The following is a 24,223-nucleotide window of genomic DNA, read 5'->3' as shown; positions in this document are numbered from 1 at the left end:
GCCTCACTTGAAACGGATGGTCGGGTTGATCACGGCGTACAGCACGTCCACGACCAGATTGATAATGATGAATTCGAGCGAGAACAGCAGCACTTCGGCCTGAATCACCGGATAGTCGCGCATCGACACCGCGTCCACCAGCAAGCGCCCAAGGCCCGGCCAGTTGAACACCACTTCGACCACGATCGAGCCGCCCAGCAGGAAACCGAATTGCAGCCCCATCATCGTGACGACGGGGATCATCGCGTTGCGCAGGCAGTGCTTGATGATCACGAGGCGCTCGGGCACACCCTTGGCGCGCGCGGTGCGCACGAAATCTTCGTTCAACACCTCGACGAACGATGCGCGCGTGAAGCGCGCCATCACCGCCGCGACCGCCGCGCCGAGCGTCAGCGACGGCAGCACGTAGCTCTGCCACGAGCCATCGCCGACAATCGGCAGCCAGCCGAGCTTCACCGAAAAAATTTCCATCAGCAGCATGCCGAGCGCGAATGCCGGAAACGAGATGCCCGACACCGCGAGCGTCATGCCGAGCCGGTCGGGCCAGCGGTTACGCCACACGGCCGACACGATGCCGATACCCATGCCGAACACCACCGCCCACACCATGCTGGAGAGCGTGAGCAGCAGCGTCGGCATGAAGCGCTCGCCGATCTCCTGGCTCACCGGCCGTTTGCTGCGTGTCGAGATGCCAAAATCGCCGTGTGCGATCTTCACGAAGAAGTTGGCGAACTGCTGCGGCATCGGCTTGTTCAGGCCGAGATCGGCCCGCACCAGCGCGACGGTCGCCTCGTCCGCATCGGGACCGGCGGCGAGCCGCGCCGGATCGCCCGGCAGCAGATGCACGAACAGGAACACCAGCACGGCGACGATAAAGAGCGTCGGCAGCAGGCCAAAGAGACGTTTGACGAGAAAGTTCAGCATGGAACCCAATCCGGCAATAGTGCGGGCAACGAAAGATCTGGTGCGGCGGCATGGCGGCCGTATGGCCCGGCGCGCCGTTTCAGAAGCGCGCCGGGCCGCACGGCCAGTGCTTTACTTGATCGCGATGTCGTCGAAATTGAACGAGCCGTCCGGCGCCACGTAAGCACCCGACAGACGCTTGCTGCGCGCATACACGACCTTCTCCTTGACGAGGAAAATCCACGGCGCGTCGGCCCAGATGCGTTTTTGCGCGTCCGTGTACAGGTCGGCTTTCTTCGCGCGATCGGTGGTTTCGAGCGCCTGCTTCAGGTCGCTGTCCACGGTGTCGTTCTTGTAGTAGGCCGTATTGACCATCTTCGGCGGGAAAGAGACCGATGCAAGCAGCGGCGTGATAGCCCAGTCCGCCTCACCCGTCGACGACGACCAGCCCGCGTAATACATCCGCACCGGTGCCGTGGCGGCGTCCTGCGCGCTTTCCACCTTGGCGACGCGTTGACCCGCCTCCAGCGCTTCGACCTGCGCCTTGATGCCGACTTGCGCCAATTGCTGCTGCACGAACTGGATCACCTTCTGCGCGGTCGAGTAGTTATACGCGGACCACAGCGTGGTTTCGAAACCGTTCGGATAGCCCGCTTCCTTCAGCAGGGCGCGCGCCTTGGCCGGGTCGTACGGCCACGGCCCGAGCTTCACCGCGTAATCGACGCCTTGCGGCACCACACCGTCAGCCGGCGTTGCGTAGCCGGCGAACACGACCTTGGTGAGCGCGTCCTTGTTGACTGCGTAGTTCAGCGCCTCACGCACCTTCGGATTGTCGAACGGCTTCTGGTTCACGTTCAGGCTGATGTAGCGCTGAATGATCGACGGCGATGCGATCAGGTCGACCTTCGGGCTGGTTTGCAGCTGCGCAGCCTGTTCGAACGGCACCTGGAATGCGAAGTCCGCCTCGCCGGTGCGCATCAGCGCAGCGCGCGTGTTGTTGTCGACCACCGGCTTCCAGTCGATCGCATCGATCTTCGGATAGCCCTTCTTCCAGTAGCCCGCGAACTTCTTCACCGTCAGATCGCCCGCCGGGTCCCACTTCACCAGTTCGAACGGGCCCGTGCCGACCGGGTGGAACGCGATGTCCTTACCGTACTTCTTCAGCGCGTCCGGCGAGATCATCACCGCCGACGGATGCGCCAGCACGTTGACGAACGCCGAGAACGGCGCCTTCAGCGTGATCTTCACGGTGTACGGATCCACCACTTCGGTCTTCTCGATGCGGTTGAACATGTTGTAACGCTTGAGCTTGTTCGCCGGATCGGTCACCCGGTCGAAGTTCGCCTTGACCGCGGCGGCGTTGAAGTCGGTACCGTCCTGGAACTTCACGCCATGGCGCAGCTTGAACGTGTAGACGCGCGCATCGGGGCTGGCCTCGTAGCTGTCGGCCAGCACGTTGACCAGTTTCATGTCCTTGTCGAAACCGAACAGCCCCTGATAGAACGACTTGGAGACTGCTTGCGAGAGCGTGTCGTTGGCATCGTACGGATCGAGCGTCGTGAAGGTCGAGGCGACGGCCATCACCGCCGTGGTATCGGCGTGCGCCACATTGCCCGCGAGCATCGCGAACACCATTGCGCCGCCGCTGATGAGCGCGCGCAAACGAAACGGAGAAGACGGGACCATCGGGTTCATGAGGTGGGCTCCAGGCAGCAAGATGAAAACAGGTTGAGGTGCGGTAAGACGTAGGTCGTGCTTGCGGTTCTGTTTGAAGTTCGAGTCTCAGTAAGCGCCGCCGATACGATGCCGGGCGACGAAATGGTCCGGTCCGACCGCCACCAGCGGCGCCACGACCGGTTCATCGTTTAGCGCACGTATCGGGCTTGGAATCTCGTCGGCGGCGAGCATGCGTTTCGCGTGACGGCGCGCCGGATCGGCGACCGGCACCGCGCCCATCAGCTTGCGTGTGTACGGATGCTGGGGCGCTTCGAACACCGCGCGGCGCGGACCGATCTCGACGATCTGCCCGAGATACATCACCGCGACGCGGTGGCTGACGCGCTCGACCACGGCCATGTCGTGCGAGATGAACAGATAGGCGACGCCGAGTTCACGCTGCAGATCGAGCATCAGATTCACGATCTGCGCCTGCACGGAGACGTCCAGCGCGGAAACGGATTCGTCGGCGATCACGACTTTGGGGTTCAGCGCCAGCGCGCGCGCAATGGCGATCCGCTGGCGCTGGCCGCCGGAGAATTCGTGCGGATAGCGGCGCGCGGCTTCAGGCGGCAAGCCGACCTTTTCGAGCAGCCATGCCACGCGCGCCTGCGCTTCGTCGCCTTGTGCCACACCATGCACGAGGAGGGGCTCCATGATCGAGAAGCCGACCGTCAAGCGAGGATTCAGCGAGGCGAACGGGTCCTGGAAAATAAACTGGATGTCGCGGCGCAGCGCCTGCAAGGCCGGGCCCGACAGCGAGCTGATGTCCTTGCCGTTGAATTCGATCGACCCGCTCTGGCTTTCGACGAGGCGCAGCAGCGAACGGCCCGTGGTCGATTTGCCGCACCCCGATTCGCCGACCAGCGCGAGCGTTTCACCCGGCCGCAAATCGAAGCTGACTTTTTCGACCGCGTGCACGCGGCCCGTCACGCGGCCGAACAGACCGCTCCTCACCGGAAAACGCGTGATCAGATCGCGCACGCGAAGAATCGGCGGTGTGGTTTCCGCTACGCGCGGCTGTGCCTCTTCGGCGACGGCGGCAACGGGGCGCACGGCACTATCGGTGCCGCTCAGGCTCGCCTGCTCGACGGTCAGGATCGGAAATTTGGCCGGCTGATCGGTACCCTGCATCGCGCCGAGGCGCGGCACGGCGGCGAGCAACGCCTTGGTATAAGGATGGGACGGCGCGGCGAACAGCGCGTCCGAAGCGCCCTCTTCCACCTTCTCGCCGCGATACATCACCAGCACGCGATCGGCCACTTCGGCGACCACGCCCATATCGTGCGTGATAAAGATCACGCCCATGTTCATCTCGTCCTGCAGGCCGCGGATCAGTTGCAGGATCTGCGCCTGAATCGTCACGTCGAGCGCGGTGGTCGGCTCATCGGCAATCAGCAACGCCGGCTTGCACGACAGCGCCATGGCGATCATCACGCGCTGGCGCATGCCGCCCGACAGTTGATGCGGATAGCGCGCCGCCACCCGCCGCGCTTCCGGAATGCGCACGAGTTCGAGCAGGCGCAGCGTTTCGGCTTGCGCGGCGGAGCGGCTCTTGCCCTGATGCAGGGCAATCGCTTCGCTGATCTGGTCACCCACCGTGAAGACCGGATTAAGCGAGGTCATCGGTTCCTGAAAGATCATCGCGATGTCGGCGCCGCGAATCGAACGCATCGTGCCGGACGACGCTTGCGCGAGGTCGAGCACGCTGCCGTCGCGGCGCCGGAATGCGATGCTGCCGCCGGCAAGGCGCCCACCGCCATGCTCGATCAGCCGCATCAACGCGAGCGATGTCACCGATTTGCCCGATCCCGATTCGCCGACGATCGCCAGCGTCTCGCCGCGATCGACCGTCAGCGACAGATTGCGCACGGCGTTGAACGTGGTGCCGCCGCGGCGAAAGGCGACCGACAGATCGTCGACCGCGAGCACGCGTTGCGCAGGCAAGGTTTCGATGAGCGGACGGGCGGTGTGCGGTGAAGTCGGCACGGTGATTCCTTTGGGTTCGAACGCGGCTAGCGAAAGTTCAAGCTAAAGTTCAAGCGAAACGTCAGTCGATATTCAGGAAAACGAATCAGCGATAAATCGCCGTCACCGGCGTTTCGCCGAGCCGCGCAAATCCGCGATACATGCCTTCGGTATTGAACGGCAGCGTGAAGTTGCCGCGTGCGTCGACCGCGACAAGGCCACCGCGTCCGTCGATCTTCGGCAAGCGGTTCATCACCACGTCGTGGGCCGCCTCCTCCAGCGACACATCGCGATAGGCCATTTGCGCCGCGACGTCGTAGGCGGCGACCATGCGGATGAACATTTCGCCGGAGCCGGTGGTCGACACCGCGCAGGTTGCGTCGTCGGCGTAGCAGCCCGCACCGATCAGCGGCGTATCGCCCACCCGGCCGACCTGCTTGTTGGTAACGCCGCCCGTCGAGGTCGCGGCCGCCACATGGCCATGACGATCGAGCGCGACCGCGCCGACGGTGCCGAACTTGCGGTTCGGGTCGATCGGCTCGTGCGGCGTGGGATTGTCGTCATTCGAAGGCGGCGTGGCGGCGAGCGTCGCGCCGTCGTGATCGAGCATGGCGCGCTGCTGGCCGCGCGCGAGCAGCCACTGCCGATGGCGCGCCTCGGTATGGAAATACTCGGGCTCGACGAATTCGAGACCTTGCGCGGCGGCGAAGGCTTCCGCGCCCTCGCCGGTGAACAGGACGTGTTCGCTCGCTTCGAGCACGCGGCGCGCCGCCAGAACCGGATTGCGCACGCGCTTCACACAACAGATCGCACCGGCTTCGAGCGTGCTGCCGTCCATGATCGCGGCGTCGAGTTCGTGCGTGCCGGCTGCCGTGTAGACCGCGCCGCGACCCGCGTTGAAGAGCGGACAATCTTCGAGCAGGCGCACCGCTTCGCTGACGGCGTCGAGCGCGCTGCCGCCCTCGGCGAGCACGCGCTGGCCCGCGCTCAGCACGGCGTGCAGGGCGGCGTGATACTCGGCTTCGGCGCTGGCCGACATCGATGCGCGCAGGATCGTCCCTGCTCCGCCATGAATGGCAATGACTGCGTTGGAGTTCATCGTTTGGTTTGGGTAGTGCGAGGTGAGCGGGTGGTGCGCGGCGTGGTCCGAATGGCGGCGCGGGCGGGCCGCTCGTTCGCGCCGGGGTCCGCGGCTTGCGGCTCGATGAGCCACGGCAGCACGAATTCGCTGACCTCGGCGGCGGCCTTCACCGAACGTTTCGCCCGATACGCCACGGCATCGCACAGCGCTTCGATCACCGCCAGCACGGCTGAGTCGGCGTTTGCCGCGAGCCGCCGGTCCGCGCGGATATAGAGCGAGAGATCGGCGAATTGCGCGAGCGGCGAACGCGGACTGTCGGTGAGCGCCAGCACGCGCGCGCCTCGGGTTGCCGCACGGCGCGCGAGTTCGATTGTGTCTTCGACGTAGCGCGGAAACGCAATGCCGATGACCAGATCATCCTGATTGGCTGCGAACAAACGCCGTGCCGCATGCGACGGCCCACCCATGAGCGCGAGCGACTGCACGTTGTCGTGATAGGGCATCAGGCCGTGCTCCATCAGACCCGCGAGAAACGCGCTGGCCCCGTAGCCGAGCACGAATACGCGGCGCGCCGCGATGATCGCTTCGACGGCGGCTTCGGCCGCGGAGTTGTCGATGGCGGTACGCGTGGTGTGCAGATTGCTGGCCGCCTGCTCGAGTGATGCGTCGACGACATCGTCACCGGCCGCGAGCGATTCCTGCGCGGTGCGCAGACGTTCGACCGGCGCGAGCGTCGCTTCGAACCCGCGCACGAGCGCGTCGCGAAACTGGGGATAGCCGTCGAAACCGAGCGCACGGGCGAAGCGATTCGCCGTGGCCACCGACGCACCGACTACGCTGGCCAGTTCGTCGATCCGCATGGTCGCCGCGCGAAACAGATTGGCCAGCACGTAGTCGCCCATGCGGCGATGAATCGGAGTGAGGGTCGGCATGGCGGCGGCAATGCGCGCGGCGATGGCCTGCTCGGCGGGACTGGAAGCAACGGAGGATTGATGAATCATGCGAGCGAGGCAGCGCGGTAGTCGCCCCCGAAAGGGGTTTCCTTCGGGGCGCCCCCAAGAGGACTTCCTTCGGGGCGTAATGAAAATGAATGAAAGTATATTTACATAGAAATTCTCCAGAAAAAAATTCATTTTCATTTTCGAGGGTTTTCACGGATGAGACGCATGCCGTGCACACGCCTCGCCCGCACAGATGCGCCTCGGTATGAAAATCTGTTTTCAGCAGGCCGCGGCGCTCGCTTCAGGCACGCTTTCGAGCCGCGCCGCGGGCGACATCACGATAATCAGCGCCTGCGTGAGAAAGGCTGCGGCCGCCGTGACCAGACAGGCGTCCACGCCCCACCGCGCGCTGATCGCCGCGCCGAGCAGCGCGCCCACCGGCCGCGCACCGTAGGTAGCAGTGCTGACGAGCGCCGACACGCGCCCCATCATCCGCTCAGGGGTGATCGCCTGGCGCAGCGTGGTCGAGCCGACCACCCACAGAATCGGTCCCGCGCCGAGCAGGAAGAAACTCGTCATGGCGGGCCAGAACGACGGCGCAACGATTGTCGCCATCATGACGAGCGACGCGAGCAGGCCGCACGACGGTCCGATGATCAGCACGCGTCCGAACGTGAGGCGTCGGGCAATGGTCGGCGCGGCCAGTGCGCCGCACACCATGCCGACGCCGTAAGCGCCGAGCGTCACGCCAACCGCCGATGCGCTCAGACCCAGCCGATGCACCGCGTACGGCACATACACCGCTTGCAGCACGAAGAAGCCGAGGTTGAAGAACACTGCGGTCGCGAGCATCGGCCGCAGCAGCGCGTCGCGCAGCACGAAACGCGTGCCGTCGCGCAGTTCGAGCATGAAGTGACGCCGTGGCGCGGGCGCGCGCGGCGGCTCGCGCAAGCCCGCCAGACACGTGACGGCGAGTGCCGAGAGCGCCGCCGCGCAGCCATACGCCCAGCCCGCGCCGATCCAGCCGACCAGCAGCCCGCCGAGCGCCGGTCCCGCCGAATACGCCACGCTGCGTGCGAGTTCGAGCCGGCCGTTCGCACTCGCGTACGCTTCGCGAGGCACGAGCGCGGGCACCAGTGAAGGCGCGGCAACGTTGTAGGCGACCGTGCCCGTCGCGGCGATGAAGCCCAGCATTGCAAGCAGCGGCAGGCTCAATGCATGCGCCATCACGAGCAGCAACACGCCCAGCATGGCGATCACGCGCACGCTTTCGGCGAGCGTCATCAGTGTGCGGCGCGAGCGGCGGTCGGCCCAGACGCCGAGTGGAATCGACAACAGCAGGAACGGCAGCGTCTGCGCGGTTTGCAGGAGCCCGGTGTCGCGGGCGTCTGCGCCGAGCGCGAAGACCGCCACGAGCGGCGCGGCGGCAAGGATGATCTGCTCGGCGGATTGCGCGGCCAGGTTCGACCACGCAAGCCGCTGAAACGCAGCTGGCAGACGCACTGTGGATGATTGGGTGGAAGTAGCGAGCATCAATGAACTCCTGAGACGTGACGTGGTGTGACGTGAGGAGTTCATCGTCGTCCGAGTCGCGGCGCGGGGCGCTCCGCTTCTTGCGGTGTTATTCTTCGCTCGCCATGAATCTCGAAAGCATTCTCTTTACTCAGGGTTTCGGCTCGCGCCGGCAATGCCGCGCGCTGATCGCCGACGCGCGCGTGAGCGTCGGCGGCATAGTTTGCAGCGATGCCGACGCCGATTTCCCCACCGTGGACAACGCCCTCACCTTCAGCGTGGACGGCGTCGTCTGGCCGTATCGCGAGCACGCCTATCTGCTGCTGAACAAGCCCGCCGGCTATGAGTGTTCGCGCGATCCGCAGCATCATCTGAGCGTGTTCAGCCTGCTGCCGCCGCAGTTCGCCGAGCGCGGCGTGCAATGCGTGGGCCGGCTCGATCAGGACACGACCGGCCTGCTGCTCCTCTCCGACGACGGCAAGTTCGTCCACCTGTTCACGTCGCCGAAACGCAAGGTGCCGAAGGTGTATGTCGCGACCACGCGTCATCCGCTCGACGACGCTCAACTGCAGACGCTACGTGGCGGTGTGTTGCTGCATGGCGAGTCCAAAGCGACTGCAGCGGTCGACGCCGAAGCACGCGGCACCCACACGCTCGCGCTCACCGTGCTGGAAGGCAAATATCACCAGGTCAAGCGCATGATCGCGGCCGCCGGCAATCGATGCGAAGCGCTGCATCGCGAGCGGATCGGCGGACTCGCGTTGCCGGAAACGCTTGCGCCAGGTGCGTGGCAATGGCTCGATGAAACGGACCTCGGATCTTTACGGAGCGGGTAAACCGGTAGTACCCCGTTAAGACCTTGATGCAGCAGGAAAAGCGTGTGCGGTGCCGCACACGCACGGCGCACGGCGCCCGTTCGCACGCTGCGCCGCAGCATGCTCTTCCTTACAGCTCGCCCTATACTCGTTTAAACAAAGACTACAAAGGGCTCAAGGAGGCGCGCCATGGTCATCCACGACACGTTTGCCATCTCGTACGTGATGATTGTTTTTCTGTGCCTCGGCGTCATTCTGATTGGCGGACTGCTGGTCGTCATGCGATTGCGGCACAGCTATCACCCGAATCTGATCGGCGCATTGATCGGCGCGATGCTGTGCTTTCTGCTGCTGGAAGCATTGCCCGCGCTGACCTGAGCCTGGCGCGGCCGCGCGGCGCGCATGCAGGGGCGCGGGTCGTCTTCCTGCCAGACGGTGCGCGGCGCGGCGCAGGTCGAGCGCGCTGTTAGCGCGGCTTCACACAGTCGCGCAAAAAGTCATCGACGCTCGGGTACTGCAAGCCCACGCGCAATTCTTCCTTGAGGCGCCGGTTCACGAGCCGCCTCGATTCCCGCATGAAAGACAGCAAGGTCGGTTCGATCTGCTGCTCGGCTTGCGCCAGCGTGATGCGTGGCGCGTGCGCGAGACCAAACGCGTCAGCCACCCTGTCGAAGTACTCCCCCATCTTCAGCGACGAGTCGTCCGACGCGTGGATGACGCGCGCCGGACGGCCGTGCGTGGCGAGGCGCACGAGGATGGCAGCCAGATCGTCGGCGTGGATGTGATTGGTGTAAACGTCGTCGGCATCGGTCAGGGCGGGTGTGCGCTTTTCGAGCCGCGCAAGCGGCAGACGATTGCCCGCGTAGATACCGGGAATGCGCGCGATGCTCGCCGCGACGCTGCCGCGCGCCGTCGCTCGGCGCAGTTGCCGTTCGGCGGACACGCGGCGTTTGGCGCGCGCGTTGGCCGGATTCGCCGCACGGGTCTCGTCGATCCACGCGCCGCCGCAGTCCCCGTAGACCCCCGTCGTGCTCGCATACACGAGGCGCACCGGCGCGCGCGAACCGGCGGTTCGGCGCACCCCGTCGGGTACAATATTGGCTGCTTCAGATTCCGCCCACGAGGCACGAATACGGCGCAAGCGCCCTATCGGTGACACCGAGGGCGACACGGCGCCCCACGCGGTCCGCAGCGTTGAAGCGCTGCGCGTGCACAGCGTCGCGAGCAAGGCGCGGGTTCGGCGGTCGTCGTCGCCGTTCTTTTGCGGTGGCGCGAGATGCAGCACCGTCGGCGCGAGGCCCGCGAGCCGTTTCAGGCTGCGGCGCGCATCGAGATCGCCGACCAGCGGCGTCACGCCCGCAGCACGCAGTTCGGCGCAGCGCCCGGCGTGGCTGGTCAGTGCGAAGACATGCGCGCGCGGCTGCAGCAAGGGCACGCAGCGCATGCCGACATCGCCGCAACCTACGATTAACACGCGCGGCCGGCGGAAGTTTCGTGTCGCTTTCATGGTGGACGCATTGTAGCCGCCCCGCGCGGCAAGCACCCGGCAGTGGATACGGCAGGTCCGATAACGCGGGTTTGACAACGATTTACCGACTTTCGAATTCGAACACTCACTCTATGGCATTTAACGTCACGCTCCGGCAAAGCGGCCGGCAGTTTCAGGTAGAACAGGACGAACCGGTGCTGAGCGCCGCCTTGCGCCAGGGCATCGGCCTGCCGTACGGCTGTAAGAACGGCGCCTGTGGCTCGTGCAAGGGCACCGTGATCAGCGGCGAGATCGAGCAGCGCGCGCACTCTTCGTCCGCCTTGTCGAACGACGAAAAAACCCGCGGCATGGCGCTCTTCTGCTGCGCCACGGCCTGCTCCGATCTCGAAGTGGACGTTCGCGAGGTAGCGGGCGTGGGCGACGTGCAGGTCAAGAAACTGCCGTGCCGCGTCAACGCAATCGAGCGCAAGGCCGACGACGTCGTCGTGTTGAAGCTGCAATTGCCCGCCAACGAACGTCTGCAATATCTGGCCGGCCAGTACCTCGAATTCATTCTGAAGGACGGCAAGCGCCGCAGCTATTCCATGGCAAGCGCGCCGCACGCGGAAGGCCCGATCGAATTGCACATCCGTCACATGCCCGGCGGCGCCTTCACCGATCACGTGTTCAACGCCATGAAAGAGCGCGACATCCTGCGCTTCGAAGCACCGCTCGGCACGTTCTTCCTGCGCGAAGAATCGGACAAGCCGATCGTGCTGCTGGCGTCGGGCACGGGCTTCGCGCCGCTGAAAGCGATCGTCGAGCACGCGGTGTTCAAGAACCTGAACCGGCCTATGACGCTGTACTGGGGCGCACGCCGCAAGAAAGATCTGTATCTGCTCGAACTGGCCGAGCAATGGGCGCGTGAGATTCCGAACTTCAAGTTCGTGCCCGTGCTGTCCGAGCCGGACGCAGGCGACGCATGGACGGGCCGCGTCGGCTTCGTGCATCGCGCGGTGATCGAGGACTTGCCGGATCTGTCGGCGTACCAGGTCTATGCGTGCGGCGCGCCGGTGATGGTCGAGTCGGCGCAGCGTGATTTCACGCAGCACCACGGTCTGCCGGAAGACGAGTTCTATGCGGACTCGTTTACGAGCGCAGCGGATCTGGCCAACGCGGTTTGACGAGAGACACCGCTCCGATCGAACCGTCGGCCGGAGCGGAACTGAGCAACGTGTCAGCAGGAAGGCTGTTGCAGAAAAAACCGGTTCGGCGCACATGATGCAAATTCATGGTTTACACCAGCGCTTTCCTTGTCGTATTCTTTCGCGCATGAACCGCATCCTGTCCGAACTTCGACGTCGCCGCTCGCCGCTCCCCTAGGGACGCCGCTGGCTTCGTCACGGACTCGCGCCACACAAAGGTGCAAGCTGTTCGAATCATGAAAGCCACGGCATGCCGTGGCTTTTCTGTTTTTCCGGCCGCTGTTTTGCAGCAGCCCAATCGTCATCCACCCTTCACCCCCGCTGTCTGGAGCCTGCCGTCATGAATTTCAATGAGTATCCGATCGAGTCGCTGATGTACATCACGAACCGGCCCGAAATCGTTTTCACGCACGGCAAGGGCTCGTGGCTCTACGACAATAACGGCAAGCGATATCTGGACTTCATCCAGGGCTGGGCGGTCAACAGCCTCGGCCATTGCAACGACGGCATGATCGAAGCGCTGAACAAGCAAGCCAAACTGCTGCTCAATCCGTCGCCGGCTTTCTACAACGAGCCGATGTCGCAACTCGCCAGCCTGCTCACGCAACACAGCTGCTTTGACAAGGTCTTCTTCGCCAACAGCGGCGCCGAGGCCAACGAAGGCGCGATCAAGCTCGCGCGCAAGTGGGGCAAGAAGTTCAAGGACGGCGCGTTCGAAATCATCACGTTCGATCACAGCTTCCACGGCCGCACGCTGGCCACCATGTCGGCCAGCGGCAAGCCGGGCTGGGACACGATCTACGCGCCGCAAGTGCCGGGCTTCCCGAAGGCGGATCTGAACGACATCGCGTCGGTGGAAAAGCTCATCAATGCGAAGACCGTTGCGGTGATGCTCGAGCCGATTCAGGGCGAAGGCGGCGTGATTCCGGCTACGCGCGAGTTCATGCAGCAACTGCGCGAACTGACGAAAAAGCACAACCTGCTGCTGATCGTCGACGAAGTGCAAAGCGGCTGCGGCCGCGCGGGCACGCTGTTCGCGTATGAGCTGTCGGGCATCGAGCCGGACATCATGACGCTCGGCAAGGGCATCGGCGGCGGCGTGCCGCTCGCGGCGCTGCTCTCGAAGGCGGAAATCGCCGTGTTCGAAGCAGGTGATCAGGGCGGCACCTACAACGGCAATCCGCTGATGACCGCAGTCGGCTACTCGGTGATCTCGCAACTCACGGCGCCGGGGTTCCTCGAAGGCGTGCGGGCGCGTGGCGAATATCTGCGCTCGAAGCTGCTGGAATTGTCGGAAGAACGCGGCTTCAACGGCGAACGCGGTGAAGGACTGCTGCGCGCGCTGCTGCTCGGCAAGGACATCGGCAACCAGATCGTCGAAAAGGCGCGCGACATGCAACCGGATGGTCTGCTGCTGAATGCGGCGCGTCCGAACCTGCTGCGCTTCATGCCGGCGCTGAACGTGACGAACGAAGAGATCGACCAGATGATGGCCATGCTGCGTTCGATTCTCGACACGCTGTAATCGCGCCGGACCGCGCATGACGACGAACGCCACGCTGTCGATCCGTTGCTTCGACGCGAGCGACACGGATGCCGTGGTCGCGCTGTGGCAGAACGCCTTCCCCGAGTACCGGGACGTGACGAAGCCGCAGCGCAATCCGCATCTGTCGATCGCCAACAAGCTGGCCACGCAACCGGAACTGTTCTTTGTCGCGGTGCTTGGCGAGCGGATCGTCGGCACGGTGATGGGCGGCTACGACGGGCACCGTGGCTGGCTGTACTCACTCGCGGTAGATGAGTCGCTGCGCCGCCACGGCATCGGCACGCGCCTCGTCGCGCATGTGGAAGCCGTGCTGACCGAACGCGGCTGTCCGAAGCTGAATCTGCAGGTGTTGTCCGCGAAGGCCGACGTCCGCGCGTTTTACGAAGCGCTCGGCTACCGTGCCGATGCGGTGATCAGTCTCGGCAAACGGCTAGGGGAACTGGCGGATCCAGCACCGGCGGTTTGATCCGTTACAGGTCCGCAAAAAACTAAAGGCTGCATGCGTTTGCGCATGCAGCCTTTTTTCATCGGCAGTCCGAGCCGAGCGGGTTATTCGCCCAGCTTATTCGCCAAGATAAGCCGCACGCACCTTCGGATCATCCAGCATCTGCTTCGCGTCGCCCGACATCGTGACCAGACCCGAGTCCATCACGTAGCCGCGATTCGCCGCCTGCAACGCGAGACGCGCGTTCTGCTCGACGAGCATCACGGTGATGCCTTCCTTCGAGATCGTGCGCACCACTTCGAAGATCTTCTCCACCATGATCGGCGACAGACCCATCGACGGCTCGTCGAGCAGCAACAGCTTCGGCTTGCTGATGATCGCGCGCGCCATCGCCAGCATCTGCTGTTCGCCGCCCGAGAGCGTGCCAGCGTACTGCGAAGCGCGTTCCTTCAGGCGCGGGAAGAAGCCGAACATGCGATCGACGTCCGCCTTGATGCCATCCGTGTCGTTGCGCAGATAAGCACCCATCTGCATGTTCTCGACGATCGACATGCGCGAGAAAATGCCACGGCCTTCCGGCACCATCGCCAGACCGCGCTTGAGCAGTTCGTGCGCCGGGACACCCTTGATCGACTGGCCCATGTACTCGATGTCGCCCGCCGAATACGGCTTCAGACCGGTGATGGCCTTCATCGTCGTGGTCTTGCCCGCGCCGTTCGCGCCGATCAGCGTCACCAGCTCGCCCTGCGCGATTTCGAGGTCGATGCCCTTGACTGCCTGAATGCCGCCGTAATTGACCTGCAGGCCCTTGATTTTCAACATTGCCGTAGCCATTAGTGGACCCCCGCACCCAGATAAGCTTCGATCACCTTCGGATCCTTCTGCACGTCTTGCGGCAGACCTTGCGCAATCACCTTGCCGTAGTCGAGCACCGTCATCTGGTTGCACAGACCCATCACGAGTTTCACGTCGTGCTCGATCAGCAGGATCGTCTTGCCGTCGGCGCGGATCTTGTCGAGCAGCTTGGTCAGCTCGACCTTTTCCGTTGCGTTCATGCCGGCAGCCGGTTCGTCCAGCGCGAGCAGCTTCGGATCCGTGGCCAGCGCGCGCGCGATTTCCAGACGGCGCTGGTGGCCGTACGAGAGATTGCGCGACGTGTAGTCCGCGTACTGCACGATCCCGACGTACTCCAGCAGTTCGATCGCGCGTTCCTTGATCTCGCGCTCTTCCTTGCGCTCCGCCGGCGTCTGGAACACTGCGCCGATCAGGCCGTGTTTGGTACGCACGTGACGGCCGACCATCACGTTCTCCAGCGCGGTCATGCCGCCGAACAGACGGATGTTCTGGAACGTACGCGCAATCCCGGCCTTCGCGACCTGATAGACCGCGGTCGGCGTGTAGTTTTCACCGTCGAGCTTGAAGTCGCCCGAATCCGGCGTGTACAGGCCCGTGATGACATTGAAGAACGTGGTCTTGCCGGCGCCGTTCGGGCCAATCAGACCGTAGATCTGGCCGGACTTGATTTCGAGGCCGACGTCGGACAGCGCCTGCAGGCCGCCGAAGCGTTTGTTGACGCCCTTGACGGACAGTCGAATGTTGTCGCTCATATTATTTCCCCAGTCCGTTACGCCCGCACCGGCTTCTTGCCGCTGCGCTTCGCCAGTTTCGCAATCTTGTCTTCGTGCTTCGGCGACGGCCACAAGCCTTCCGAGCGGTACAGCATGATCACGACCATCGCGAGGCCGTACAGCAACTGACGGATCACTTCGGTATCGACGATTTCATGGCCGAAAATCGCGTTTTGCAGCGGGCCCATCGTCGAGCGCAGGAATTCCGGGAACACGGCGAGCAGCACCGCACCGAGAATCACGCCCGGGATGTGGCCCATACCGCCCAGCACCACGCACGCCAGCACCACGACCGATTCCCAGAACGTGAACGATTCCGGCGACACGAAGCCCTGGAACGAACCGAACATCGCGCCCGACAGGCCGCCAAACGACGCGCCCATCGCGAAGGCCAGCAGCTTGACGTTACGGGTGTTGATGCCCATCGCCTTCGCGGCGATTTCGTCCTCGCGGATCGCGGCCCATGCGCGGCCGATACGCGAATGCTGCAGACGCGTACAGGTCCAGATCACGAGCAGCGCGCACAGCACGAACAGGTAGTAGTACATGTACACGGACGGGAACGACAACCCGAGGAACGAGTGGGTCTGCGAGAGGCTGAAGCCGCCCACCTGCACCGGATCGATCCCCGTGATCCCCTTCGGGCCGTTGGTAATGTTCACCGGACGGTCGAGGTTGTTCATGAAAATCCGAACGATTTCCCCGAAGCCGAGGGTCACGATCGCGAGATAGTCGCCTCGCAGACGCAGCGTCGGCGCACCGAGCAGAATCCCGAAGACCGCGGCAAGCGCCATCGCGATTGGCACGATGATCCAGATCGGAACGTGCAGGCCGTGCGGCGCGAGACTCGCGATCCATTCGAACTGCGTCGACAGATGCGGCGAGCTCAACAGAGCGGCCGTATAAGCGCCGATCGCGTAGAACGCGATATAGCCCAAGTCCAGCAGGCCGCAGAAGCCGACCACCACGTTCAGGCCCAGTGCGAGCATCACGTACAGCATCGCGAAGTCGAGCACGCGGACCCAGTAGTTGCCGCCGGCCGCGCCGATGATCATCGGCGCCGCGATCACGAAGATGGCCGTAATGATGCCGACGGTCAGCGTCTTCGCCAGATTTTTCTCAGGGATGAGCGTCGTGGACGGCTCGATCGGTTGAATTGATGTCATGTCTATTTCTCCCTGGATCAGGCGCGATCCGCAACGCGTTCGCCGAGCAGGCCCGACGGACGGAACACCAGCACAATGATCAGCACGATGAACGCAAACACGTCCTGATAGTTGCTGCCGAAGACGCCACCTGTCAGGTTGCCGATGTAGCCGGCGCCCAACTGTTCGATCAGGCCGAGGATCACCCCGCCCACCATCGCGCCGCCGAGATTGCCGATCCCGCCCAGCACCGCCGCGGTAAAGGCCTTCAGGCCGGGGATGAAGCCCATGTAGAAGTGTGCGTTGCCGTATTCCGACGCGATCATCACGCCGGCCAGTGCGGCAAGCGCCGAGCCGATCATGAAGGTGGCCGAAATCACGAAGTTCGGGTTCACGCCCATCAGGCTGGCAACACCCGGGTTCTCGGCGATCGCACGCATCGCACGGCCCAGCTTGGTCTTGTGAACCAGCAGCAGCAGGCCGCCCATCACGAGGAACGCCACCACGATGATCACGATTTCAGTCATCGAGATCACGGCGCCGGGGGTCGTGTCGGTCGCCTTGATCACGTTGATCGGATCGGTGGGCAACAGCTGCGGGAACGGCAGCGGGTTGCGCGACCAGATCATCATGGCCAGCGTCTGCAGCAGAATCGACACGCCGATGGCGGTGATCAGCGGGGCCAGACGCGGCGCCTTACGCAACGGCCGGTAGGCCACGCGTTCGATCGTGTAGCCGACCAGCGAGCAAACCACTGCCGCGATGATCAGCGCGAGGCACAGCGTCGGCACGTTGCCGAGGCCGGGGAAGTGGTTCTGAAGCACGCCTATGGCTGAGAGCGCAACCATCGCGCCCACCATCAACACATCGCCGTGAGCGAAGTTGATGATGCCCAAGATGCCGTAAACCATCGTATAGCCCAGTGCGATGATGGCGTAAACGCTGCCAAGCACCAGTCCGTTGAGGACCTGCTGGATGAAGATATCCATTTAATGCTCCTTAGCCCGTGCGACTGGATTCGCGTTCTTCATCAGCCGGTGGGCGGTGATGCGGTACGCCAATCTCAACGGCACTGCGGGTACTGATGTAAAAGACCGGTAAGGGTTATCCGCTGCCGGTTTCGTCCTACGACCGGGTTGCAGTCGCGGGCTCGCCGGAGGCGGATGCAAAAACGGCACCGTTGGGTGGTGTCGGTGCCGTCAGGCTGAACGTCCCGTCATCACAGCTTCACCACGTCGAGAACCGCTTTTTTGCCGTTCCTGAAGTCGTAAAGCGTAATGGCGCCCTCTTTCAAATCACCCTTGTCGTCGAACGCGATGTGGCCGATTACCCCGTTGTAATCGGTGGACGGCATCGCAGCCAGCACCTTGGGCGCCTCGATCGAATTAGCGCGCTTCATTGCATCGACAATCACGTACACAGCGTCATACGTGAACGGCGCGTAAATCTGCACCGGTGTGTGGAAACGGTCCTCGTACTTCTTTTCGAAGTCCGCTCCCTTGTCCATCTTCGAAAGCGCGAGTCCCGCCTCCGAACAGACCAGGTTTTGCACGGCGGTTCCCGCCAGCTCACCTACCTTGTCGGTACACACACCGTCGCCGCCAAGGATTTTTGCCCTGATACCGAGCGCCGCCGCCTGCTTCGTGAACGGCCCGCCCGTTGCGTCCATACCGCCGAACATGATCACGTCCGGCTGAACACGCTTGATTCTTGCTAGGATGGCCTGGAACTCCGTGGCCTTGTCATTCGTGGTTTCCCGAGCAACGATCTTTGCGCCGCTCGCCTGTACTGTTTTCGCGAACTCGTCCGCCAATCCCTTGCCGTAGACCGTCGAGTCGTCGACGATCGCGATGCGTTTCGCGCCCAGCGCCTTCGTCGCATAGCTGGCGAGCGCCGGGCCCTGCTGCGCGTCGGTCGCGACCACGCGGTACGTCGTCTTGAAACCTTGCCGCGTGTACCCCGGATTCGTCGACGACGGCGAGATCTGCACAATGCCTGCATCGCTATAGATCTTCGACGCGGGGATGGAAACGCCCGAGTTCAGGTGCCCGACCACCGCGACCACATGGTCGTCGACAAACTTCTCGGCGACCTCGGTGCCCACTTTGGGATCGGCCGCGTCGTCCTGCGCGTCGAGCTGCAGCTGGATCTTGCGCCCGTCGATGGTCAAGCCTTGGGTGTTGATTTCCTCGACCGCCAATCGTGCCCCGTTTTCGTTGTCCTTGCCCAGATGCGCAATGCCGCCCGTCAACGGGCCGGCATGACCAATTTTCACGACAATCACTTCGCTTGCCGGTGCGGCGGCCACTGTCGCAGCCGATGCGCCCGTGCCCGCCTCGCCATCGCCCTTTTTTCCGCATGCGGTCAGCATCGCAACCGCAGCCACGATGGACACGGTGTAAGCAAATTTGACTCGCATTAGGTAGGTCTCCTGCGCCTTGCAAAATCTAGTGTTCGAAGCCCTTAGGCCTTGAGAACGCGCGCATTGTAACTCCAATTTTGCGACGGGCAATATTGTTGAAACGGCAGGGTTTTCCTGCATTGCAACCTTATTTTGAGAGCAAAATCCTCTAAAAGGCGCAACCAGGTTGCGACTGCTTTTCGTGCACCAGTTGCACTGTCATTGCACCCAATGGCATCAAGTGTTGCAGCGAATTCCCTCGACGCCCGATTGCGCCGTGCTTCGCGTCAGGTATTACGTTTATATTGATAACGAGACGCACGCACTATTTTAGTGCGTCAAAAAACAGGGGTGACTGGTTTGGCCCTGATAAAACGGGGTCACATCAATTTAAACTCTATAAAAAACCGGATCACATTTCAAAGAAATTTGTGCGGGAGGACACCGAAATCCGTTTTTTCCGGCGATATGGCACTTTTTTATTCCGGACCCGCGGATCTTTAGCCATAAAAAAAGCGCACCCTCGGGTGCGCTTTTCTTTCAGCGGTCAGCCAATTGTCAGGCTGGCAGACCCAGCCCCCGCGGCAGCGGGAACGCGATGTTTTCCTCGATGCCGTCCAGCGCGCGCACGTTGCGCACGCCGAGCTCACGCAAACGGGCGATCACCGCCTGCGCCAGCACCTCCGGCGCCGAGGCGCCAGCCGTCACGCCGATGCGGCGCTTACCCTCGACCCACACCGGATCGATCTGATCCGGCGAATCCACCATATAGGCCGGCACGCCCAGCTTTTCGGCCAGCTCGCGCAACCGGTTGGAATTGGAGCTGTTCGGGCTGCCCACCACGATCACGACATCGCATTGCGGCGCCATGAACTTCACCGCGTCCTGGCGGTTTTGCGTGGCGTAACAGATGTCCTGCTTCTTCGGTTCGCGAATGGACGGGTATTTGGCCTTCAGGGCGCCGATGATCTCGGCCGCGTCGTCGACCGACAGCGTGGTTTGCGTGACGAACGCGATCCGCTCGGGGTCGGCCAGCTGCAAGGCCTGCACGTCTTCGATGTCTTCGACCAGATGCATGCCTTGAGCCGCCTGCCCCATCGTGCCTTCGACTTCCGGGTGGCCCTTGTGGCCGATCATGACGATGTCGAAGCCATCCTGGCGCATCTTCGCGACTTCGATATGCACCTTGGTCACGAGCGGACAGGTAGCGTCGTATACACGCAGCCCGCGCGATTCGGCCTCGGAACGCACGGCCTTCGACACGCCGTGCGCGCTGAAAATGACCGTATTACCCGCCGGCACTTCTTCCAGACTTTCGATGAAGATCGCGCCCTTCTTGCGCAGATCCTCGACGACATAGGCGTTATGGACAATCTCGTGGCGTACGTAGATAGGCGAGCCGTGCAGTTTGATAGCCCGCTCGACGATCTCGATAGCCCGGTCCACGCCGGCACAGAACCCGCGCGGCTGCGCCAGCAGGATCTCGGTTTCGGCAAGAGTCGTATCCGTGATGCTCATGTTTACAGAATCCCGATGATTTTCACTTCAAACGCCAGCGCCTGGCCGGCAAGCGGATGGTTGAAATCGAACAGGGCCGAGGTTTCGCCGACCTCTTTCAGGACACCGGCGTAGCGGCCGCCACCCGGTGCGTTGAATTCGACCAGGTCGCCTGGCGAAAAATCCTCGCCGATAATGCTGTTTTCGCGCAGCGTGGCCAACGACACACGCTGGATCAATTCCGGATTGCGGGGACCGAATGCCTGGCCCGGCGCTAGCTGAAAGGTCGAATGGTGGCCCACCTTCAAACCCAGCAAAATATCTTCCAGCGGCGGCGCCAGCTGACCGGCGCCGAGCAGCAGCGTAGCCGGCCTGTCGTTAAACGTGTTGATGACTTCGGCGCCATCGGCAAGGGAAAGCCGGTAGTGAAGCGTCACGTGTGAACCGGGCTTCACTTCGGAAATGTCGATGATGCTCATGCAATGCTCGCTCAGTCGAGGCGCGCAGCACGCGTGCGCCGCTGGCGCAGTCTCCGCGTGTGGCAAACCGTCGGGGTGCCGTGCGCAAAGCGTCTATTGTAAGCCACATAGCGGGCGGCGGCTTGCGTGCGTCGCGCCCCAAACTCGCAGCGGAGGATTCTCTATATATGGCTGACTACGCCACCACGATCGACCGGCCGCCCGTTGAAGCGGCCAACCCCGCGCCCGTGGGACAAACCGCCGCAAAGCCTCGCGCGCGTGCGCGCCGGGCGCTCTTGCGCGGAAAATGGCTTAAAAAAGACATGCCGCGCGAACGGCTGATCGAAAAGGGTCCCGGCGTGCTGTCGGATGCCGAGATGATCGTGCTAGTGCTCGGCTCCGGCTTGCCCGGGCACGACGTCTTCAGCATCGCGCGCGCCCTGCTGGCGCGCTTCGGCTCGCTGCGCGCGATGCTCGACGCAACTTATACGGACTTCGACGGCCTGAACGGCATCGGCCCGGCCAAAAAAGCCCAGTTGCTAGCCATCATGGAGATGGCGCGCCGCTCGCTGGTGGACAAAATGCGACAGCGCTCGCTGCTGAACTCGCCCGAAGCCGTCGAAAACTACTTGCGCCTGACGATCGGCGGGCGCCCGCAGGAAGTTTTTGTGTCGCTTTTTCTCGACGCGAGGCATCGGCTGATACATTGCGAAGAAAGTGCTCGGGGCACGCTCACGCGCATGGCGGTGTATCCGCGGGAAATCGTGCGGCGCGCGCTGAACCTGAATGCAGCCAGCCTGATCGTCGCGCATAATCACCCTTCCGGCGCCGTCCAGCCAAGCGCAAGCGATTGCCGCCTGACCCACACGCTGCGTGACGCACTGGCCCTGATAGACGTGCAACTGGTCGATCATCTGGTGATCGGCGCCGACAGTGTCTACTCCTTCGCCCGCGCCGGCTGGCCGTGACGCGGCCCGAACCAGGGCCGCGCGGAGATGGCGCCGTGGCCGGCATCGCAAATAAGGTTTGATTTTGCGGCTTTTTTTCTGCTAGAATTCCGGTTTGCCTATTTCCAACCCCCTGTTCCGAAGCCACCAAGGCGTTCCGGAAAGGAAACGTGCCTGAATTTCAGCGCGGCTCTTTTCGGGAAACTTTCACGGCGTTCGAACTCAGAATTAGCGTATTAGGAGTGCTCTCATGGCACGCGTATGCCAAGTAACTGGGAAAGCGCCGATGAGCGGCAACAACGTTTCCCACGCGAACAACAAAACCAAGCGCCGGTTCCTGCCGAACCTGCAAAGCCGCCGTATTTGGGTGGAAAGCGAAAACCGTTTCGTGCGTCTGCGCATTTCGAACGCCGGTCTGCGCTTGATCGACAAGAACGGCATTGACGCTGTGCTCGCAGATCTGCGCGCACGCGGTGAAGCCTAAGGAGTAAATCATGGCGAAAGGCGCACGCGACAAGATCAAGCTGGAATCGACCGCAGGCACGGGTCACTTCTACACGACCACGAAGAACAAACGCAACATGCCGGAAAAGATGCTGATCAAGAAGTTTGATCCGGTCGTCCGTAAGCACGTTGAGTACAAGGAAACCAAGATCAAGTAAATCTTGGCTCCTGCCTGACGAAGGCAAAAGACATTCAGAAAAGCCTCGCATTCGTGCGGGGCTTTTTTGTTTCCAGCGCCGTTCTCTTCGCTATTGCGGCGCCGTTCATCGGTCACTCGTCCCTTATTCCTCCATTCGAATCGCCTTATGCCAATTGGCCAGCTTTCCCTCGTCCGCCGTGGCGCGTATCCTTTCTCGTTTTAGCGGCGCGCCCAGAGCACGCCGTCACCGCAAAACGAAGAGATGGAGATAGTGGCAATGGAATTCGATGTGGCGATTGTCGGTAGCGGTCTGGCTGGATTGAGCGTCGCGCTCAATCTTGCGCAGACCCGGCGGGTTGCGGTGGTCGCCAAGCGATCGATGACCGAAGGCGCGAGCGACTGGGCACAAGGCGGCATCGCCGCGGTACTGGACTCGGCGGACAGCATCGATAATCACGTGAGCGATACGCTGATCGCCGGGGGTGGTCTATGCGACGAAGCGGCCACGCGTTTTATCGTCGAGCATGGGCGTGCGGCGATCGAATGGCTGATCGACCAAGGTGTGCCGTTCACCAAAGACGACGCTGCCGAACTCGGCTTTCATCTGACGCGCGAAGGCGGCCATAGCCATCGCCGGATCATTCATGCAGCCGACGCGACGGGCCATGCCGTGGTCGCCACGCTCAGCGAGCGCGTGCGCCAGCACCCGAACATCACGCTGCTCGAAGATCACTACGCAATCGACCTGATCACGTCCGACCGACTCGGCTTGCCCGGCCGCCGCTGTCACGGCCTGTACGCACTCGACCTGCAAAGCGGCCGCACGGTGACGATCGAGGCTCCGCATACGGTGCTTGCCACGGGCGGTGCCGGCAAGGTCTATCTCTACACCACGAATCCCGATACCGCGACGGGCGACGGCATTGCAATGGCCTGGCGGGCCGGCTGCCGCGTGGCGAATATGGAGTTCATCCAGTTCCATCCAACCTGCCTCTTCCACCCCTACGCCAAGTCGTTCCTGATCTCGGAAGCGGTGCGCGGCGAAGGCGGCATCCTGAAGCTGCCGGATGGCACCCGCTTCATGCCGAACCATGACGAACGCGCTGAACTCGCGCCGCGAGACATCGTCGCGCGAGCGATCGACTTTGAAATCAAAAAGCGCGGCATCGATTGCGTGTATCTCGACATCAGCCACCAATCACCGGAATTCCTGCGCGAACACTTCCCGACTATTCTTGCGCGCTGCCTGGAGTTCGGCATCGACATTACCAAAGAGCCCATTCCAGTCGTGCCGGCCGCGCACTACACGTGCGGCGGCGTCGTGACCGATCTGGCTGGCCGAACCGATCTGGCTGGCCTGTACGCGGTCGGTGAAACGTCCTGCACGGGCTTGCATGGCGCAAACCGGCTTGCCAGCAACTCTCTGCTCGAGTGCCTGGTGATTGGCCGCTCGGCGGCGCAAGCGATCGAGGAGGAAGGTTTCAGCGCCGCCGTCCACGCACCGCTGCCAGACTGGGACGAAAGCCGCGTATCCGATCCCGACGAAGAAGTGGTAGTCGCTCACAACTGGGACGAATTGCGCCGGCTGATGTGGAATTACGTCGGCATCGTACGGACCGACAAACGGCTTGCGCGCGCCAAGCACCGCCTTGCACTGCTGCGCGACGAGATCCACGAGTATTACGCGAACTTCAAGGTAAGCCGCGACTTGTTGGAACTGCGCAATCTGGTCGATGTGGCTTCGTTGATCGTCGAAGGTGCACGTTCGCGGCGCGAGAGCCGCGGCTTGCACTTCAGCCGCGACTGGCCGGCGACTCTGCCGAAAGCGCTGCCGACCGTGCTATCGCCGGATCGTGTGCCCAATCGCAACGTGTGATTGATTTGCGCTAAAAAAACGGGCCATT

The 24,223-nt window shown here is 62.9% G+C and carries 23 protein-coding genes; 9 read left to right on the top strand and 14 right to left on the bottom strand.

Annotation, left to right across the window (positions count from 1 at the left end):
- Positions 1-3: 3 nt before the first annotated feature.
- From gsiC to A6V37_RS22765, 6 genes are all read right to left on the bottom strand, one after another.
- Positions 4-924: a glutathione ABC transporter permease GsiC gene (gsiC, locus tag A6V37_RS22790; protein WP_064268637.1), complete on the bottom strand. Its 921-nt coding sequence runs from the start codon at positions 922-924 to the stop codon at positions 4-6.
- Positions 925-1,035: 111 nt separating this feature from the next.
- Entirely contained in the window at positions 1,036-2,598 is a 1,563-nt protein-coding gene (gsiB, locus tag A6V37_RS22785) for a glutathione ABC transporter substrate-binding protein GsiB (RefSeq protein ID WP_064268638.1), read from the bottom strand.
- Positions 2,599-2,685: 87 nt separating this feature from the next.
- Complete coding sequence (locus tag A6V37_RS22780; RefSeq protein ID WP_064268639.1) at positions 2,686-4,608, bottom strand: dipeptide ABC transporter ATP-binding protein; 1,923 nt, start codon at positions 4,606-4,608, stop codon at positions 2,686-2,688.
- Positions 4,609-4,693: 85 nt separating this feature from the next.
- On the bottom strand, positions 4,694-5,686 hold the full coding sequence (locus A6V37_RS22775; RefSeq protein WP_064286372.1) for an isoaspartyl peptidase/L-asparaginase family protein: 993 nt from the start codon (positions 5,684-5,686) through the stop codon (positions 4,694-4,696).
- Complete coding sequence (locus A6V37_RS22770) at positions 5,683-6,669, bottom strand: MurR/RpiR family transcriptional regulator (RefSeq protein WP_064286371.1); 987 nt, start codon at positions 6,667-6,669, stop codon at positions 5,683-5,685. The genes A6V37_RS22775 and A6V37_RS22770 overlap by 4 nt, the downstream gene beginning before the upstream one ends.
- A gap of 219 nt (positions 6,670-6,888) precedes the next feature.
- The gene (locus tag A6V37_RS22765; protein ID WP_064286370.1) at positions 6,889-8,142 is read right to left on the bottom strand and encodes an MFS transporter; all 1,254 of its coding nucleotides are present in this window, start codon (positions 8,140-8,142) and stop codon (positions 6,889-6,891) included.
- A 104-nt stretch (positions 8,143-8,246) separates the two neighbouring features.
- Here A6V37_RS22765 and A6V37_RS22760 point away from each other — a divergent pair, with 104 nt between their 5' ends.
- Entirely contained in the window at positions 8,247-8,957 is a 711-nt protein-coding gene (locus A6V37_RS22760) for a pseudouridine synthase (RefSeq protein ID WP_064268643.1), read from the top strand.
- Positions 8,958-9,125: 168 nt separating this feature from the next.
- The gene (locus tag A6V37_RS22755; protein ID WP_064268644.1) at positions 9,126-9,314 is read left to right on the top strand and encodes a hypothetical protein; all 189 of its coding nucleotides are present in this window, start codon (positions 9,126-9,128) and stop codon (positions 9,312-9,314) included.
- Positions 9,315-9,402: 88 nt separating this feature from the next.
- Here the strand turns inward: A6V37_RS22755 and A6V37_RS22750 are convergent, their stop codons facing one another.
- Entirely contained in the window at positions 9,403-10,443 is a 1,041-nt protein-coding gene (locus tag A6V37_RS22750) for a Rossmann-fold NAD(P)-binding domain-containing protein (RefSeq protein WP_064268645.1), read from the bottom strand.
- A 113-nt stretch (positions 10,444-10,556) separates the two neighbouring features.
- On the opposite strand from A6V37_RS22750, the gene A6V37_RS22745 reads away from it, so the two are divergent.
- The 3 genes from A6V37_RS22745 to A6V37_RS22735 all read left to right on the top strand — a co-directional run bounded on the left by A6V37_RS22745 (position 10,557) and on the right by A6V37_RS22735 (position 13,621).
- Positions 10,557-11,588, top strand: coding sequence for a CDP-6-deoxy-delta-3,4-glucoseen reductase (locus tag A6V37_RS22745; RefSeq protein ID WP_064268646.1), 1,032 nt, complete (start codon positions 10,557-10,559; stop codon positions 11,586-11,588).
- A gap of 361 nt (positions 11,589-11,949) precedes the next feature.
- Positions 11,950-13,134, top strand: coding sequence for an acetylornithine transaminase (locus tag A6V37_RS22740; RefSeq protein ID WP_064268647.1), 1,185 nt, complete (start codon positions 11,950-11,952; stop codon positions 13,132-13,134).
- 16 nt (positions 13,135-13,150) lie between these two features.
- Positions 13,151-13,621: a GNAT family acetyltransferase gene (locus A6V37_RS22735; RefSeq protein WP_064268648.1), complete on the top strand. Its 471-nt coding sequence runs from the start codon at positions 13,151-13,153 to the stop codon at positions 13,619-13,621.
- Positions 13,622-13,717: 96 nt separating this feature from the next.
- On the opposite strand, the gene A6V37_RS22730 is transcribed toward A6V37_RS22735, so the two are convergent.
- The 7 genes from A6V37_RS22730 to A6V37_RS22700 form a co-directional block, all read right to left on the bottom strand.
- Positions 13,718-14,434: an ABC transporter ATP-binding protein gene (locus tag A6V37_RS22730; RefSeq protein WP_064268649.1), complete on the bottom strand. Its 717-nt coding sequence runs from the start codon at positions 14,432-14,434 to the stop codon at positions 13,718-13,720.
- Entirely contained in the window at positions 14,434-15,207 is a 774-nt protein-coding gene (locus A6V37_RS22725; RefSeq protein WP_064268650.1) for an ABC transporter ATP-binding protein, read from the bottom strand. Before A6V37_RS22725 ends, A6V37_RS22730 begins: the two co-directional genes overlap by 1 nt.
- A gap of 17 nt (positions 15,208-15,224) precedes the next feature.
- On the bottom strand, positions 15,225-16,394 hold the full coding sequence (locus A6V37_RS22720; protein ID WP_064268651.1) for an ABC transporter permease subunit: 1,170 nt from the start codon (positions 16,392-16,394) through the stop codon (positions 15,225-15,227).
- Positions 16,395-16,411: 17 nt separating this feature from the next.
- Positions 16,412-17,362, bottom strand: a complete 951-nt coding sequence (locus A6V37_RS22715; RefSeq protein WP_064268652.1) for a branched-chain amino acid ABC transporter permease — start codon at positions 17,360-17,362, stop codon at positions 16,412-16,414.
- Positions 17,363-17,592: 230 nt separating this feature from the next.
- Positions 17,593-18,792, bottom strand: a complete 1,200-nt coding sequence (locus tag A6V37_RS22710; RefSeq protein ID WP_064268653.1) for a branched-chain amino acid ABC transporter substrate-binding protein — start codon at positions 18,790-18,792, stop codon at positions 17,593-17,595.
- 540 nt (positions 18,793-19,332) lie between these two features.
- Complete coding sequence (gene ispH, locus A6V37_RS22705; protein ID WP_064268654.1) at positions 19,333-20,292, bottom strand: 4-hydroxy-3-methylbut-2-enyl diphosphate reductase; 960 nt, start codon at positions 20,290-20,292, stop codon at positions 19,333-19,335.
- Positions 20,293-20,294: 2 nt separating this feature from the next.
- A complete protein-coding gene (locus A6V37_RS22700; RefSeq protein WP_064268655.1) occupies positions 20,295-20,750 on the bottom strand; it encodes an FKBP-type peptidyl-prolyl cis-trans isomerase in 456 nt (151 codons plus the stop codon).
- A gap of 167 nt (positions 20,751-20,917) precedes the next feature.
- Between A6V37_RS22700 and radC the strand changes: the two genes are divergently transcribed.
- The 4 genes from radC (at position 20,918) to nadB (ending at position 24,195) form a co-directional block, all read left to right on the top strand.
- Positions 20,918-21,697 carry a RadC family protein gene (gene radC, locus A6V37_RS22695; protein ID WP_082902743.1) on the top strand — a complete coding sequence of 260 codons (780 nt, stop codon included), beginning with the start codon at positions 20,918-20,920 and terminating at the stop codon, positions 21,695-21,697.
- Between the two features lie 229 nt (positions 21,698-21,926).
- Complete coding sequence (gene rpmB / locus A6V37_RS22690; RefSeq protein WP_064268656.1) at positions 21,927-22,160, top strand: 50S ribosomal protein L28; 234 nt, start codon at positions 21,927-21,929, stop codon at positions 22,158-22,160.
- Between the two features lie 10 nt (positions 22,161-22,170).
- Positions 22,171-22,338, top strand: coding sequence for a 50S ribosomal protein L33 (gene rpmG, locus A6V37_RS22685; RefSeq protein WP_007180630.1), 168 nt, complete (start codon positions 22,171-22,173; stop codon positions 22,336-22,338).
- Between the two features lie 258 nt (positions 22,339-22,596).
- Positions 22,597-24,195: an L-aspartate oxidase gene (gene nadB / locus A6V37_RS22680; protein WP_064268657.1), complete on the top strand. Its 1,599-nt coding sequence runs from the start codon at positions 22,597-22,599 to the stop codon at positions 24,193-24,195.
- Positions 24,196-24,223: the final 28 nt, after the last annotated feature.

The organism is Paraburkholderia ginsengiterrae (genome assembly GCF_001645125.1).
In the GTDB taxonomy this organism is placed as follows: Bacteria; Pseudomonadota; Gammaproteobacteria; order Burkholderiales; family Burkholderiaceae; genus Paraburkholderia; species Paraburkholderia ginsengiterrae.
Note: the sequence above shows the minus strand (reverse complement) of the source record. Positions and strands in the feature narration are given on the sequence as shown.

Bases quoted from the DNA above. Each gene is read 5' to 3' on its own strand.
- gsiC (WP_064268637.1), bottom strand. From the start codon at position 924: ATGCTGAACTTTCTCGTCAAACGTCTCTTTGGCCTGCTGCCGACGCTC.
- gsiB (WP_064268638.1), bottom strand. From the start codon at position 2,598: ATGAACCCGATGGTCCCGTCTTCTCCGTTTCGTTTGCGCGCGCTCATC.
- A6V37_RS22775 (WP_064286372.1), bottom strand. From the start codon at position 5,686: ATGAACTCCAACGCAGTCATTGCCATTCATGGCGGAGCAGGGACGATC.
- A6V37_RS22770 (WP_064286371.1), bottom strand. From the start codon at position 6,669: ATGATTCATCAATCCTCCGTTGCTTCCAGTCCCGCCGAGCAGGCCATC.
- A6V37_RS22765 (WP_064286370.1), bottom strand. From the start codon at position 8,142: ATGCTCGCTACTTCCACCCAATCATCCACAGTGCGTCTGCCAGCTGCG.
- A6V37_RS22760 (WP_064268643.1), top strand. From the start codon at position 8,247: ATGAATCTCGAAAGCATTCTCTTTACTCAGGGTTTCGGCTCGCGCCGG.
- A6V37_RS22755 (WP_064268644.1), top strand. From the start codon at position 9,126: ATGGTCATCCACGACACGTTTGCCATCTCGTACGTGATGATTGTTTTT.
- A6V37_RS22750 (WP_064268645.1), bottom strand. From the start codon at position 10,443: ATGAAAGCGACACGAAACTTCCGCCGGCCGCGCGTGTTAATCGTAGGT.
- A6V37_RS22745 (WP_064268646.1), top strand. From the start codon at position 10,557: ATGGCATTTAACGTCACGCTCCGGCAAAGCGGCCGGCAGTTTCAGGTA.
- A6V37_RS22740 (WP_064268647.1), top strand. From the start codon at position 11,950: ATGAATTTCAATGAGTATCCGATCGAGTCGCTGATGTACATCACGAAC.
- A6V37_RS22735 (WP_064268648.1), top strand. From the start codon at position 13,151: ATGACGACGAACGCCACGCTGTCGATCCGTTGCTTCGACGCGAGCGAC.
- A6V37_RS22730 (WP_064268649.1), bottom strand. From the start codon at position 14,434: ATGGCTACGGCAATGTTGAAAATCAAGGGCCTGCAGGTCAATTACGGC.
- A6V37_RS22725 (WP_064268650.1), bottom strand. From the start codon at position 15,207: ATGAGCGACAACATTCGACTGTCCGTCAAGGGCGTCAACAAACGCTTC.
- A6V37_RS22720 (WP_064268651.1), bottom strand. From the start codon at position 16,394: ATGACATCAATTCAACCGATCGAGCCGTCCACGACGCTCATCCCTGAG.
- A6V37_RS22715 (WP_064268652.1), bottom strand. From the start codon at position 17,362: ATGGATATCTTCATCCAGCAGGTCCTCAACGGACTGGTGCTTGGCAGC.
- A6V37_RS22710 (WP_064268653.1), bottom strand. From the start codon at position 18,792: ATGCGAGTCAAATTTGCTTACACCGTGTCCATCGTGGCTGCGGTTGCG.
- ispH (WP_064268654.1), bottom strand. From the start codon at position 20,292: ATGAGCATCACGGATACGACTCTTGCCGAAACCGAGATCCTGCTGGCG.
- A6V37_RS22700 (WP_064268655.1), bottom strand. From the start codon at position 20,750: ATGAGCATCATCGACATTTCCGAAGTGAAGCCCGGTTCACACGTGACG.
- radC (WP_082902743.1), top strand. From the start codon at position 20,918: ATGGCTGACTACGCCACCACGATCGACCGGCCGCCCGTTGAAGCGGCC.
- rpmB (WP_064268656.1), top strand. From the start codon at position 21,927: ATGGCACGCGTATGCCAAGTAACTGGGAAAGCGCCGATGAGCGGCAAC.
- rpmG (WP_007180630.1), top strand. From the start codon at position 22,171: ATGGCGAAAGGCGCACGCGACAAGATCAAGCTGGAATCGACCGCAGGC.
- nadB (WP_064268657.1), top strand. From the start codon at position 22,597: ATGGAATTCGATGTGGCGATTGTCGGTAGCGGTCTGGCTGGATTGAGC.